A 14,727-nucleotide genomic window follows, 5' to 3' on the forward strand; every position below is an offset into this window, starting at 1 on the left:
CGTTTTTTGAAACAGATGTCTAGTTCTTAGAAAAAACAGGTATTGACACTTTAGGAGTGAGAAGGGCTTTTGTTTTTCTAAGCACTTTTTCGGGTTGGTTTACTGTGGTCTGCAGTTTTAAATCGGTTACCGATGCCGCGATGTTAAAGGTGTAGTCACCTGCTTCCAGAATCCAGGCGTGAGCCTCGTCATCGTATGAAGCCAGGTCACCCCTGTTGATTGTAAGTGTCACCGTTTCTGATTCCGCAGGATTGAGTAAATCTGTTTTCGCAAAAGCTTTTAATTCTTTTGCAGGTTTTTCCAGACCGGTTTGCGGAGCTGCAACATAAACCTGCGCGATTTCCTTTCCGGCTGTTTTTCCTGTATTGGTGATGCTAAATTGTAATTGTACACCTTCAGCAGTTTCTGTAACCTTTAAATCAGCATACGCGAAGCTGGTGTACGAAAGTCCATAACCAAAAGGATACGAAACCGGCACCTCAAAGGAGTCGAAATAGCGGTAACCCACGTAAATCCCTTCTTCATAGATTTCTTCGGAAGGCACACCCTGTAGCGGATTAGCAGGTTTTTCGGCATCGGGATCGAGCACGCTACCCGGAAAGTTCTTTGATGAAGCCACATCGGCCAGTTGTACAGGAAAAGTCACCGGCAATTTCCCGGAAGGATTAACCGTACCGGTAAGTACATCTGCGATCGCGTTACCGCCTTCCTGTCCCGGTTGCCAGGCCAGCAGGATTGCGTCTGCTGTTTCTTTTAAAAATTCGGTCTCGATGACCCCGCCAATATTGAGAACCACAACAAGACTTTTCCCGGGCCCGGAGAAAGCGCGTTTCAAATTGGTGAGCAGTTCTTTTTCAGTTTCGGTAAGCAGAAAATCATCTGCTTCTGCACGATCCTGAAACTCGCCTGAGGTTCTGCCAAGCGTGAATACTGCCACATCATTGGTTTCGGCCAGCTTGTTAAGCTCTGCTGCCGAAAAGGATTTTTCAGGAACCAGCTCGTCTTTCAGAAAAAATAGCGCCTTAGGTGGAATTTTTGCACGTTCGGCTTTCATATAAATCTCATAATCAGAAAGCAGTTGTTCATCTAATTTCACATTTGCAGCCTTTAAGCCTTCCAATACCGAAATACTATAGGCTTTATTCACATCCCCGCTACCGGTTCCTCCGGCGATGGTTTCGTAAGAGGCCGATCCAAAAAGAGCCACCTTGCGTCCGGTTACCAGCGGAAGACTTTCCTTTTCATTCTTCAGTAAAACCATACCTTCAGTTGCTGCCTGGCGGGCAATGGCTTTATGTCCTTCCAGATCTGTAATTCCCGAAGGTTCATATCCTTTAAAGGCAAAAGTCTTTTGATAGGTATTTAAGATGGCCGTAAGATTACGGTCTATAATGGCTTCATCCAGTTCGCCGGCTTCAACAGCAGCTTTTAGGGCTTTAAACTGAGCGCCCGTTCCCGGCATCAGCAGATCGTTACCTGCTTTTACCTGAGCCACAGCGTCTGTACCTGCAAACCAATCGGTCATTACAAAGCCCTGGTAACCCCATTCTTCGCGAAGTAATTGGGTAAGCAGTTCTTCATTTTCAGAAGCGTAGGTTCCGTTGATCTTGTTATAGGAAGACATAACCGCCCAGGGATCGCTGTGATCCAGAGCAATCTTGAATCCACGCAGGTATATTTCCCGCAAGGCTCGCTCGCTTACTACGGTGTTAAGAGCCGTACGATTGGTTTCCGAATTGTTTGCCACAAAATGCTTGATGGTCGCACCCAGGCCTGTTGCTTGTACGCCGTTTACAAATCCGGCTGTGATCATTCCGCCAAGCACGGGATCTTCAGAATAATATTCAAAATTACGTCCGCCTAACGGATTCCGGTGAATATTAAGCGCAGGTGCCAGGAGGAAATCGACACCATAATCGCGGCCTTCAATACCAAAAGCTTCGCCTACCTGAGCGGCAAGACCGGTATTCCAGGTTGATGAGAGGCTGCTCGCTGTTGGGAAGGCAGTGGCATAAAAGGTTTGCCCGGGATTGGTATCGCGCTGCGGACTGATGCGAATTCCCGCAGGACCGTCGGCAAATACCACTGCCGGAATAGCTAATCGGGGCACAGCATAACTCGTTCCGGCAGCACCGGCAACTTCGTTTTTTGTAGCACCTACTACGGCCATTGCCGGTTTTGAGTCTTCCGGGAGCCCCGGAACTTCCATGCCGGTTCCAATTAAGAAATAGATTTTTTCGTCGAGGGTGAGTTCATCAATAAGTTCCTGCGTGTTCTTTTGAGCAGAAAGTGCTGCACAACTCAAAAGCAGGAGGTATAAAAGGTGTTTTTTCATAAGAGGTATATTTTAAACCAAATATGAAATTCTAATACTAGGAATCCTTTGACATTTGTCAAATAATCAAAATGAAGCTCTTAAAATGTGGAATTCTCAGGATAAAACTTAAATTTTTGCACGGATGCGGCTCAGGGTTTCCTGCGAAATACCCAAAAAAGAAGCGATGTGCGCAAGTGAAACCTTCTGAATCACGTAGGGTTTGGTTTCTAAAAGATGTAAATAGCGATCGCGTGCCGATTGAAAAAGAATACTTTCGGTGCGTAGCTGGGAGAATTTAAGCGACCGGGCAAACATACCCAAAGCTAACTGCGCGATTTCGGGATTGGTCTTGCTCAGTTGCAAAATTCCATCGCGATGCAGGCGTATTACGGTACTTTCTTCAACGGCTTCGATAAGCAGGTTGCTGGGCGTAGCGTCAAAATAGCTGCTTATTGAAAAACAAAACTCGTGTGTGCCTGCAAACCATTCGGTGATTTCCTTTCCGTCCCTAAAATAATATTGACGTGCAAATCCCTTTTCGATATAAAAAATATACCGGCAAACTTCGTGATGCTTTAAAATGAATTCGCCTTTAGGAATTTCTACGACCGAAAGGTATTGCTGTAGTTCGGCCTGAGTGGCCTCACTAAGGGGAGAAAATTCCTGAAGTCTTTTTAAAAATTGCGGAATCACGGTCTGCCTGTTGCCCGGTTAACAACCGGTGTTGTTGAAGGGTTAAAATAGCGCATAAAAAAAGCCCTCACAAGGAAGGCTTTCATAAATTTATAAAATATGGACTTAGTCAATAACGCGAACGTTGATTGCATTGATTCCTTTTTTACCTCTTTCAGTTTCAAATTCTACGCGGTCATTTTCACGTACTTCGTCAATTAAGCCGCTTGAATGTACGAAAATATCTTCGTTAGACCCCTCAGGATTGATAAATCCAAATCCTTTTGAATTATTGAAAAATTTTACTGTTCCTTCTTTCATTGTAGTTACTCTATTATTAATTAATTTATTTAAAAAGCGTTTTATTTTATTCATATCATCTTATTAGACTTCAGGCAAAACAGTCCTGAAACCGGGTTTACAGGTACTTGATAAGAATCTTAGAATACAGTTAAAGAAGAAGTAGTATTGTGAAGAATAGTGTGAAAAAATTCACCTGTTTCAGAATGGAAACTTGCCTCGAGAGCGGTAATAACTTAAAAAAAGTACTGAACTTATAGAATACACAGAAAACCTATCTGCGTTTACTGGGGTAAAGGTAGACTAATTATTGGTCTTAGCGTCAAAATACCTAATTATCTTTTAAATATCTTAAAAACAGCCTAAAAAGAGCCCCTCGCACTATCCCCCGCAAAGCTTTATTCTTTATTTAACGACCTTTTTGCCTCCTGTTTGTTAAATTTAAAGTTGTTGCAGCTTTTTTGCTTTCGCATATTTTTTAATAATTAAATACAATCTAAACTTATGACACACCCTATTCTTCCGCACGATCAGAAAAACTGGTATAAAGACGCAGTAATTTACGAACTGCACATTAAGGCATTTTTTGATAGTAATGGCGACGGAATTGGGGATTTTGAAGGCTTGCTTCAAAAATTAGATTATCTCGAAGAACTGGGTATTACGGCCATCTGGCTGCTTCCCTTCTACCCCTCACCCCTGCGTGATGACGGGTATGACATCGCAGACTATTACAGCATCAATCCCTCTTACGGCGAGATTGAAGATTTTAAACGTTTAGTTGAGGAGGCGCACAATCGCGGTCTTAAAGTTATTACCGAACTGGTAATCAATCATACTTCAGACCAGCACGAGTGGTTTCAGCGGGCGCGAAAAGCTCCGGCAGGTTCTAAATACCGCAACTATTACGTGTGGAGTGACAGTGTTGAAAAATACAAGGATGCCCGAATTATTTTTACAGACACCGAACCTTCAAACTGGAGTTGGGACCCGGTTGCAGGCGAGTATTACTGGCACCGCTTTTTTGCCCACCAGCCCGATTTGAATTTTGACAATCCCGATGTGCAGGAAGAAGTCTTTAATATAATGGATTTCTGGTGCGATCTGGGCGTTGACGGGTTTAGGCTTGATGCCGTGCCCTATCTCTTTGAACGCGATGGCACCAATTGTGAAAACCTGCCGGAAACACACGATTTCCTAAAAAAATTGCGCAAGCGCATTGACGATAAATACGACAATAAGCTTCTTCTGGCAGAAGCCAATATGTGGCCCGAAGATTCTGCGGCCTACTTTGGAGAAGGTGACGAGTGTCATATGAACTACCACTTCCCCATTATGCCGCGTATGTTTATGGCGGTAAAAATGGAAGACCGCTATCCCATTATCGATATCATAGACCAGACTCCCGATATTCCAGAGAGTTGCCAGTGGGCGATTTTCCTGAGAAATCACGACGAACTCACCCTTGAGATGGTCACCGATGAGGAACGGGATTATATGTACAAAGTGTATTCTCAGGATCCCAAGGCAAAAATCAACGTGGGTATCAGACGCCGTCTGGCTCCCCTGCTCGATAACAACCGTAGCAAGATCGAGCTGATGAATGTTTTGCTTTTCTCCCTTCCGGGAACACCCGTGATGTATTACGGGGATGAGATCGGGATGGGTGATAATTTTTATCTGGGTGACCGTGACGGGGTACGCACACCTATGCAGTGGACGGCAGACCGCAATGCCGGTTTCTCAATGGCAAACCCGCAAAAGCTGTACCTGCCTACAATCATAGACCCGCAGTACAATTCCCAAACGGTTAACGTAGAATCTCAGCAAATCAATCCATCCTCGCTATTGTGGTGGATGAAGCGTATCTTAAATATGCGTAAGAGTTTTAAAGCCTTCGGGCGGGGTGATATCAAGTTCTTCTCTCCTTCCAACTCCAAGATTCTGGCTTTTACGCGTAGTTATGGGGACGAAAACATTCTGGTAATCGCAAACCTCTCGCGTTTTTCACAAGCGGTAGAACTGGAACTCGATGAGTTTAAAGATTATATTCCGATGGAAGTCTTTAGCCATAATAAATTTCCGCGTATAAGCTCAAGACCGTATCTCTTCACCCTGGCGCCACACGGTTATTACTGGTTTTCGCTAACCAAGGCAGATGTGCAAATTCAGGATGGGCCCTTGCCCGAAATAAAAGCCAACAGCTGGGAGCAGTTGTTTGAGACCAAAGTGCTTCAGGCACTTGAGACTAAAGTTTTCCCGCGTTATTTTAAAGGAAAATATTGGTTTACAGACCGCAACCGCATCATTCAGGGCATTAGCGTTGCCAATAGAATAGATCTGGATGTAGACGAAATTCCGGTTAAAAATTTAATCGTAGACGTTACTTATAATGAAGGTCTGCCGGAAATTTACCAGTTTCCACTGGCTTTTGTGGCGAGTTCGCACGAGAAAATACTTGAAGAAATTCCTGAAAAAGGCCGGGTCGCCCAATTAAAACTGGGTAAAGAGGAAGGGTTCTTAGTCGATGCCGTTCACGTACCTGCCTATCGCGAGTTCTTGTTTTACAGTCTGCAACAGGGTAAAACCCTGAAATCCGGTAAGGAAGCAATGATTTTTGATAAGGGCAAAACCGCACCGGACTCTGATATCAAAGAGGTTGCCTCGCGTTTGATCGAAAGCCGCCGCAGCAATACTTCGATCATTTATGATCACCGGTACTTTTTAAAATTATACCGCAGATTAGACAGCACGATCAATCCCGATGCGGAGATTTCAAAATTCCTGACCGAAACCGTACAATTTGACAATACGCCTTTATATATGGGCAGTATTCGGTACAAAACACCGCGTAACAGCGATCCGGTTTTGGGTATGATGCAGGATTTGGTAACCAACACCGGTACTGCCTGGGAAAATGCCAAAGATGCAGCCCATCGCTATATGGAACGTGTAGAAACCACGGCTGTGGAAGACGAACCTGAGTTTAAGATCGAATCCCGACTCGAGAAACTCACTTTTGAGGAATTGAACGAGCGCGATCAGGAACTGGTAGACAGTCTATTGCCCGAACGCATTAGCCTTTTGGGCCAGCGTAGTGCCGAAATGCATCAGGCTTTGGCCAGTAATAAAAATCAAAAGGGCTTTGAACACGAAGAGTTTTCGCTGCACTATCAGCGCTCGCTCTACTCATCGTTACAAAGTCTTACCCGGGAGACTTTTGAAAATCTAAAGAAATCAATACCCAGTCTTCCCGAAGGCATTCAGCAGGAAGCTGAAGCTGTTTTAAAGCGAAAAAGTGAGATTTCAGCCTGCTTTAAACGGGTATTTGATCACAAGCTTGATACGCTTAAAATACGCACACACGGCGATTACCATCTGGAGCAATTGCTGTGGACGGGTAAAGATTATATCATCATTAACTTTGAAGGTGAGCCTACCCGACCCTTTAGCGAGCGGCGTATTCTACGGTCAGGTCTGCGGGATGTGGCCTCGATGATAAGATCCCTTCATTATGCGGCTTATACGCCGTTTATGCAAATCAATTATGCCGATGAATACCGTGAGTCTGAGCTGGAAAAATGGGCCGAACTCTGGTTTTATTATATGACCCGTTTCTTTTTGAAAGGCTATTGCGATACGCTTGAGAATTCAAATTTGATTCCTTCAAATACGCGTGATTTTACCGTTCTTTTGGAAACCTTTATGCTTGAAAAAGCCATTATGGAACTCAATTACGAGCTCAATAACCGTCCGCACTGGTCGCTGGTGCCCCTGCGTGGTATTCAGGCGGTGTTGGATGCCTGCAAATAAATTTCACATCTAAATAGAAAAAACCCCGTAAATCAGTTGATTTACGGGGTTTTTTAATGGATATAAACCTTCTTTTAGTTTGCGTTGCGTAAGGATTCCATATCAATCACAAAACGGTATTTAACGTCGCCGTCAACCACACGTTCGTAAGCCTCGTTTATGGTGTTGATGTCAATCAGTTCGATATCACTAACCACGTCATGCTTTCCACAGAAGTCAAGCATTTCCTGAGTTTCCTTGATACCACCAATAAGGGATCCTGCTACATTTTTACGTCCCATAATCAGGTTACCGCCGTGAACATCAGGTAAAGGCTCTATTGCTCCCACCATACACATCGTTGAATCTATTTTCAACAATTGTAAATACGGATTAATGTCGTGCCCAACCGGAACGGTATTCAGCAAAAAGTCAAAACTGCCCTGATGTTTTTTCATGGCATCCTTATCTTTAGAAATCAATACCTCGTCTGCACCTAAACGCTTGGCATCTTCGGCTTTCTCAGGGCTGGTGGTGATCATCACCACGTGAGCTCCCATCGCGTGAGCAAATTTGATTCCCATATGCCCTAGTCCGCCAAGACCAATCACGCCTACTTTATCGCCTTTACTTACTTTCCAGTGGTTTAACGGAGAAAACGTGGTAATACCGGCACAAAGTAAGGGAGCTACTGCTTTAGTATCCAGATTGTCCGGTACACTTAACACGTAATAGTGATCTACAATAATTTCTTCGGAATAACCACCAAAAGTATGACCTCCCAGATGTTTATCTTTACCGTTATAAGTACCTACCATTCCTTCTTCACAAAATTGCTCCAGATCGTGCTTACAAGGCTCACACTCGCGGCAGGAATCTACCATACAGCCTACACCTACGGTTTGACCAACTTTAAAATTGCTTACCTCGCTACCCACTTCTAGCACTTCACCTATGATTTCGTGTCCAGGAACTACCGGATATTTAGAGTTGCCCCAGTCGTTGCGTACCGTGTGAATATCACTATGGCATACACCGCAATAGGTAATTTTAATTTTGACGTCACGCGGCTTAACCTCGCGGCGTTCAATATTTATTTGTTTTAAATCTGCTTTGGGATCTGCTGCCCCGTATGCTTTTACTTCGCTCATAATTATTTTTACTTTGAGCATTAAATTACGCTTATATTAAAGCCTTGGCAAGTAGCAACGGGGGTTTTAAACTAAGTTTAACGCGGAAGATTCACTCAGGTTAATTTTTTAAAGACGAAGTATTAAAAGCTCAAGATTTTGAAGTCACCGTTTTATTGATCCTTGAGATGAAAAAGCTGCTGATGAGGATCAGGCTTCCGCCCAGATAGGTATTCCAGGTTAGTTTTTCGCCCAGCAAAAAATAGCTGTAGATAATGGCACTCAAAATCTCCAGATACATCAGCGAGGCAGCCGTGGTTGCGTTAAGATGTTTTAAGCCGAAAAAGAACAGGCTGAATACCACAATCCCAATCAAAAGTGCGTAAAACACCGCAATGCCCAATTGTTCTGGTACCGGATTTTCAATACCAAACAAAAATGGAAGAAACACAACGGCTCCTGCTATATTTTGATAAAACAGCAATTGATTGCGGTTGCAGTGCACAGTTTGTCTCTTAAACAGGCTTACAAAAAATGCGTAACCCACAGCGGCTGCAAGAGCGGCGAGCATCCCAATAAAATCTTTAGATTCAAAACTGAAGGGCTTGTTTAAGTAGGTAAATACAATACCCGTAAAAGCAAGAAGCATCAGGTAAATCTGAGCCTTTTTGATGGGTGCTTTATAGATTAGCGATTCTATCAGGGTTATAAAAAGCGGATAGATGTAGAACAGTACGACCGCATTGCCTATAGAGGTGTAAATAAAAGCGATAAGGTAAAAGTACATCCGCAAGGCATTGATACCCGAAGCTAAAAGGAGCATTTTGTAATTGCCCTTAACCTTAAAATCATTAGCCCTTATAAGACCCGGAAGCAAAAACAGCACCGGAATACCCGCTCTAAACCAGCCGATCGCTCCGGTAGACAAAGCAGGCATTTTTTTGATCAAAATACCGTTAAGCCCGGCTATGCAAGCAGCCAGAATAACCGCATAAATCGCTTTTTTAGCCATTACAATCTGTTAGGCTTCCTGCAAATAACGCTTTGATTTTCGGTATAAGAAGGAGTTGTAAATATTTCGCTTTGCGAAACGCACCTGATTCCCCGCATTGTGGAATTTTAGAAATACAGGTTTTGCGATACCAAAATATTCATAGGTGCTGCCGTCGGTAAAGGTGATTTCAAGAACCAAACCCTTGTGCTGGTAATCTGCGATACCCGATTGTGTGATGGTCTCTGTATACACCTCTTTGTTTGCCGCGTGAGTCTCTGGAGCAATACTTACCAGAAAATGATAGGCGTCTATGATCTCGCGACTTTTCAGTTCGGCTTCCTCTTTACGCGCATCTCCTTCCTGAAACTTATCCGGATGCCATTCTTTAACCAGATTGCGGTAAGCCGATTTAAGCTGCTTCAGGTCTGCATCTTTATCGGTATTAAACAGTTTGCGGTAAGCGGTAATACGTTTCATAGCGTTTTTTTAAGAAGGCGCGAAGTTAGGTTATTTTGGCTACCAAAAACCTGAAAGCAGCTTTTATTCTAAATCTGCATAAGTATCAGATTACGAATTGGTTAATATCTGATTTATAACAGCTTGAACCTTCAACTTAAGCAAACACTCCCGGCGTTTTCACCAAGTTCCCTGAAAATGGATTTCCTTTTTAGCTGCAGCATGTCTGTTTATTTTAGGGATTTCTTGTGAAGGCTAAATACTTGTGTTTTATAATTTTAAAAATCTTTAAAAGCCTTTCTATTTTGAAAACCTTCAATGAGCAGACCCGAATCGTAGTAATTGGTGCATCCGCAGGCGGTTTTGACGCATTGCGCAAGCTTTTGAAGGGTTTTGATAAAGAAATAAACGCCGCGTTTTTTGTGGTGCAACATATGCAGTCTCATTTGCATATAGATTATGCTTCCGGTTTAAAACAAAACTCCACACTCGAGTTTAAGTATGCCCGGCATGCTGCGCCCATAGAACCCGGGGTTGTGTACCTCGCGGTGCCAGACCATCATTTACTTATAGACGAGGGAGTTATGTTGCTTACCCGCGGGCCACGCGAAAATATGGCGCGCCCGGCTATCGATCCGTTATTTCGCTCTGCGGCGGCCACTTATTCAAACAGGCTAATTGGTGTGGTTTTGAGTGGAATGCTGAGCGACGGAACCAGCGGTTTACACGCCATCAAGGCATGCAAGGGTCTTATAGGTATTCAGGATCCTGCAGAGGCCAGTTATCCCGAAATGCCCGGTTTTGCCCTGAGTTCGCTGCAACCCGATTTTTGCTGTGGAATGGAAGATATGGCTTCAGAAATCACCCGTCTCGTAAATACTGAAATTCCGCCTGCAGGCGAAATACCGCAGTATATCAAGACCGAAGCTTTACTTTCTAAAACTATGGGAAGCCGGGTTGATCTTGAAAACGATCTGGGCGAAAAAGTACCCTACGGCTGTCCCGATTGTGGAGGGCCGCTTTGGCTTATGAAAAATGATGAAAATCAGGATCGCTATCGGTGTCATACCGGCCACGGGTTTACCGAGGATGCGCTTATTGAAGCTAAAAAGAAAAAGGTTGAAGAAAGCCTGTGGATCGCATTGCGCATGTTTGAAGAAAAACTCAATCTGCTTAAGCGCTCCCTGAAACGTTTTGAACGCAACGAATCCCGGTTTTTGATAGAATCAACCCGCCAAAAAATTAAGGAAACCCAGAAAAATATCAGCACACTCAAAGAGGCTATGGACATCGAGCCGCCTGAATTTAATCCTGATGTGGCTTCCAGTTTGCAGTCTGAAAGCTGCTAATTACGAGAACGAAGTATTTTATCACAGATTCCGGTTATTCCCCATTCTCACAGTTCTCGCAATAGGAATCCCGTAAATAATCATCTTCCAGCAGCTGAAAAGTCACACCTCCGTCATTTGAAGCATTAAACAGCCGGCAATAACGGGTTTTATTCCGGTTGAAGGCGTTTAACATAATACTTCGATACTCCGGTGTCTGAGTAAGTTCATCGTCTATAATGGTAAGATTGAGGTAGTAAAACAGTAAATCTTCGTCTACATCAATTCGGTTTACCCGGTCTTCGATCAAGGCAGTAGCCTGCTCCATATCTGAATAATAGGTAAGGTATTGCGCCATACTCAAATAATCTTCATCGCGCAGGGCTACACTTTTTAAAAGCGATAAGACCTGTCGTACAGCGCCGTCTTTTCGGGCATAATCGCGAGCCCTTGCATACTTTTCGCTTTGAATGATGTAATAATTAGTAAGCATTCGGCCAATGAGACTTTCTTCAATGTCGTAGGATCTCAAAGTCCTGATTTGCGTTAAAAACGCCGCAGGATCTACCGGTTGTAAATCAAACTTCCATATCACAAATTTGAGAGCGGCCAGATTGTATTTGATTTTGTAGTTATCGGGATCAAGATCTTGCAGTTTCTCGAGTTCGTTATAGGCAATTATCAAATAAGCCTGATCCACCAGATAGCGTACAGCGGCATTGTTGTTTAAAAAATCGGCATAGTTCTCCTGCCGAGGTATTTGAAGTTCTTTAAGCGAATTAGGATCCGCTAATTTGTCGCGCACCCGCCCCAGCAGCAGGTTTTGAATTTCCTGAGCTTTGATGACCTCTTCGTTTTGCAGCGCAGCGTTGAATTCACGAATGAGGCTTTGGGTAGTCATGATTTTATAGCTGCTCTTCTTTTCGAGCGAAAGCCTGATCAGCGCTTTGCGGTGGTTTTTTAAAATGGGTTCAAGCTTTGTACCATCGGGGCCGGCCAGTCTATTTTTTACTTCGGCTTTGCTCAAATCCCTGTAGGATGCATAGGGAGTGCCCTGAATATCCTTTAGAAATTCGACCCAGTTTTCAGCCGAATTTACCCTGGTTTCTATCTGAGGCTCCTGAAAACTCTGTAAAGCCCTTACAATACTGGCTGCGCGCTGTTCCTGCAATTCAATATTGCGTTCCAGATTGCCCTCAACGCTGCTGTAAGCCTGAATTTCTATAGCTTTGATATCGAAATCGGTAAGCCGTAACGAATCGTAAACGGGTCTGATGTCTTCCGCCAGATATTCAGACTTATTTTTCTCAAAAGGAATCCTGAAATTGAGGGTTTTGTAGGATTTGGAAACCAGCTCCTGCCCTGCTTTTTCCGCTTTTTCGAAAGTGATGGTGTCCAGATAAACCCCCATATCGAGGAGTTTCCAGTTGTAGGCTTCCAGGTTGTACACGGTGTAGTACATACACAAGTGCCGGTTATTTAAAAACAAAACATTGTACTCAAGCGTTTGACCCTGAAGTTCATCAGGAAGCTGCCCTAGACGTACCCGAAAGCTATTTTCGTAAGGTTTTAAACCCCGTCGCAGTACATCAGCATAAACCGGTTTTTGTAAAAGTCCCCGTATTTGTTTGGCTTCTGTTGGCGTAGCCTTGCAGTCGTAGCGCTTCTTATTCACAATATCGAGGGCGATGCCGTCTCCAGATTGCTGAAACATCTGCTCAAACCAGCGTTTATCGGTTATGACAAACCACAAAATATTGTTTTCATCTTTTTCAACCGAAAACTGGACTTCTTTCGGTTTTTGCCGAAATAGCTGCAGACAGCGCTGGCAGTTGGCTCGCGTACTTGCATTATTGGGCATTACAATACCGTAGGTATCGTCCTGAGCAAGACCAGCCGTGGTTAGGCAAAGAAACAGAAGCAGGCAGGAAAAGAATGGGCGCATAGCATCAGCAGATTTGGGGTAAACCGGCAATATAGAAACTTTTGGGATTATAAAAAGCAGGAAATCAAGAAAGGGCAATCCACCATTTCTGTTTATTTAGGGAGTCCTGCAGGCTGTTGAGTTCGCCCAGCCCGGGCAGTGTATAGTCAAAGCCCATTTGGGTTGCATACTTCACAAATTCTTCAGCGGGTTCTGTCCAGTCGTGAAGCGCAAGTTTAAAACCAGCCCAGTGGTACGGCATTCCAGTTTTAATCTGAGCATCCTGGGCTGCTGTGATGCTTTCGTCAGGAAACATATGAATCTGCCGCCATTTTTCACCATACTGTCCACATTCAATAAAGCCAAAGTCAAAAGGCCCCAGCCGCTCCCCTATTTCTTTAAAATGAGGACCGTACCCGCCATCGCCGGTGAGGTATAAAGATTCGGTTTTTGTTTTAAAAACCCAGCCGCCCCAAAGCGATTTGGCCCGGTCACCCAAACCCCGTCCCGAAAAATGCCGGCTTGGCGTAAACGTGATTTCAATACCTTCAAAGTTGGTGCTGTCCCACCAGTCAAATTCTGTAATATCACCGGCATCAACACCCCAGGCTTCCAGATGTCTGCCGGCTCCCAGAGCCACATAACAATTCTTGATTTTCGGAATTAATTTTTGAATACTGGTAAGGTCCAGATGGTCGTAATGATCGTGGGTTAGCAGCATCAGATCAATGGGTGGCAGGGTATCGATTAGATCGAGCGTATTTTTAGAGAAACGTTTGGAGCCAAAAGGCGAAATGGGTGCTGCATCAGGGCCAAACATCGGGTCAATGAGCAAAGTCCTGCCATTGACGCGCATTAAAAATACGCCGTGACCGTACCAAACGTATTTGATAGACTTTGACGGTTCTAAAAAAGCTTCAACATCAAGCGGAAGGATGGCTAAATCCTCATTGGGTAGGGTATTTCCTTTTTGAAAAAAAAGTTTATAAAGCATCCCCGGAAGGTCTTTAAAACTAAAATCCATTCCGGTTTCCATACTATTTTCAAACTTCCCATCCTTCCAGTTGGGCGATTGTGCATAGCGTTTTTTAAGTTGGGGAGTGATTTTACCGCCAAATTGCTTGAACATAGATTTTCATTTTTGCGTTAGTCGCGGTTTTTTCGCATACGTTTCGGCCCGTACCACAGCCAAAAACCGGTTATCGTAAACAATAGCAGGGCCACTCCCATAATAACCGTGTAAATCAGCTTAAAATAACCTTCGGTTCCCAGATAGGTATCGATAATAGAACCGTCGTGTATGTTTTCGACCACATCAGAGCGGCGTTTCCCTAAATGAAGCACTTTACCGGTAGCACCATCGAGCTGAATGCCGTAGTAATGGTCGGCAAAAATAAACTTGACACTTCCCTTTTCCTGGCGTACATCGATGCGGTCTAGCCTGGGCGAAAGATCTGCAGAGACCGAGTCGCGCAAAACGGCGATGGCCTTGTCCTGAAGCGTAGGTAACGGCAGCCACTCAGACAAATCGCTGGTGGTGCCCTCCCGGGTTTTGGGCAACAGCAAATCGCCACTGTTCTTTTTTAGCCCCAGCAATGCCCCTGAAATTGAAATCACAAAGAAAAACACAAACAACACAGCACCCATTGCCCGGTGTATGCTGCGAAATTGTCTTAGGATTTTGGCTTGTTTTTTTCGTTTGGTTTGCGTGGACATTACTGGTAAAAGCGTTTAAACGCCCAAAAATAAAGTATTCCGGCAAATGGCTGCTTGTGCTGCTGTTAAAGCTTTTGTCTGAAGGCGGTTTGATTTTA

At 44.1% G+C, this 14,727-nt stretch carries 11 protein-coding genes; 2 read left to right on the plus strand and 9 right to left on the minus strand.

Going from position 1 to position 14,727, the window contains the following annotated elements; translation table 11 throughout:
* Positions 1-19: 19 nt before the first annotated feature.
* The 3 genes from LLW17_RS09670 to LLW17_RS09680 all read right to left on the minus strand — a co-directional run bounded on the left by LLW17_RS09670 (position 20) and on the right by LLW17_RS09680 (position 3,310).
* Positions 20-2,335, minus strand: a complete 2,316-nt coding sequence (locus LLW17_RS09670; protein ID WP_228230054.1) for a beta-glucosidase — start codon at positions 2,333-2,335, stop codon at positions 20-22.
* Between the two features lie 108 nt (positions 2,336-2,443).
* Positions 2,444-3,010 carry a Crp/Fnr family transcriptional regulator gene (locus LLW17_RS09675; protein ID WP_228230055.1) on the minus strand — a complete coding sequence of 189 codons (567 nt, stop codon included), beginning with the start codon at positions 3,008-3,010 and terminating at the stop codon, positions 2,444-2,446.
* A gap of 105 nt (positions 3,011-3,115) precedes the next feature.
* Entirely contained in the window at positions 3,116-3,310 is a 195-nt protein-coding gene (locus LLW17_RS09680) for a cold-shock protein (RefSeq protein ID WP_228230166.1), read from the minus strand.
* Between the two features lie 483 nt (positions 3,311-3,793).
* Here LLW17_RS09680 and treS point away from each other — a divergent pair, with 483 nt between their 5' ends.
* Positions 3,794-7,102, plus strand: coding sequence for a maltose alpha-D-glucosyltransferase (gene treS, locus LLW17_RS09685; RefSeq protein WP_228230056.1), 3,309 nt, complete (start codon positions 3,794-3,796; stop codon positions 7,100-7,102).
* Positions 7,103-7,176: 74 nt separating this feature from the next.
* Here the strand turns inward: treS and LLW17_RS09690 are convergent, their stop codons facing one another.
* From LLW17_RS09690 to LLW17_RS09700, 3 genes are all read right to left on the minus strand, one after another.
* Entirely contained in the window at positions 7,177-8,232 is a 1,056-nt protein-coding gene (locus tag LLW17_RS09690; RefSeq protein ID WP_228230057.1) for an NAD(P)-dependent alcohol dehydrogenase, read from the minus strand.
* Positions 8,233-8,362: 130 nt separating this feature from the next.
* Positions 8,363-9,223, minus strand: coding sequence for a DMT family transporter (locus LLW17_RS09695; protein WP_228230058.1), 861 nt, complete (start codon positions 9,221-9,223; stop codon positions 8,363-8,365).
* Between the two features lie 9 nt (positions 9,224-9,232).
* Positions 9,233-9,682 carry a KTSC domain-containing protein gene (locus tag LLW17_RS09700; RefSeq protein ID WP_228230059.1) on the minus strand — a complete coding sequence of 150 codons (450 nt, stop codon included), beginning with the start codon at positions 9,680-9,682 and terminating at the stop codon, positions 9,233-9,235.
* A gap of 284 nt (positions 9,683-9,966) precedes the next feature.
* Here LLW17_RS09700 and LLW17_RS09705 point away from each other — a divergent pair, with 284 nt between their 5' ends.
* Positions 9,967-11,010: a chemotaxis protein CheB gene (locus tag LLW17_RS09705; RefSeq protein ID WP_228230060.1), complete on the plus strand. Its 1,044-nt coding sequence runs from the start codon at positions 9,967-9,969 to the stop codon at positions 11,008-11,010.
* A 34-nt stretch (positions 11,011-11,044) separates the two neighbouring features.
* Here the strand turns inward: LLW17_RS09705 and LLW17_RS09710 are convergent, their stop codons facing one another.
* The 3 genes from LLW17_RS09710 to LLW17_RS09720 all read right to left on the minus strand — a co-directional run bounded on the left by LLW17_RS09710 (position 11,045) and on the right by LLW17_RS09720 (position 14,629).
* On the minus strand, positions 11,045-12,934 hold the full coding sequence (locus tag LLW17_RS09710) for an OmpA family protein (protein WP_228230061.1): 1,890 nt from the start codon (positions 12,932-12,934) through the stop codon (positions 11,045-11,047).
* 64 nt (positions 12,935-12,998) lie between these two features.
* The gene (locus LLW17_RS09715) at positions 12,999-14,042 is read right to left on the minus strand and encodes an MBL fold metallo-hydrolase (protein ID WP_228230062.1); all 1,044 of its coding nucleotides are present in this window, start codon (positions 14,040-14,042) and stop codon (positions 12,999-13,001) included.
* 17 nt (positions 14,043-14,059) lie between these two features.
* A complete protein-coding gene (locus LLW17_RS09720) occupies positions 14,060-14,629 on the minus strand; it encodes a PepSY-associated TM helix domain-containing protein (protein ID WP_228230063.1) in 570 nt (189 codons plus the stop codon).
* Positions 14,630-14,727: the final 98 nt, after the last annotated feature.

This window comes from Leeuwenhoekiella parthenopeia (genome assembly GCF_020782115.1).
In the GTDB taxonomy this organism is placed as follows: domain Bacteria; phylum Bacteroidota; class Bacteroidia; order Flavobacteriales; family Flavobacteriaceae; genus Leeuwenhoekiella; species Leeuwenhoekiella parthenopeia.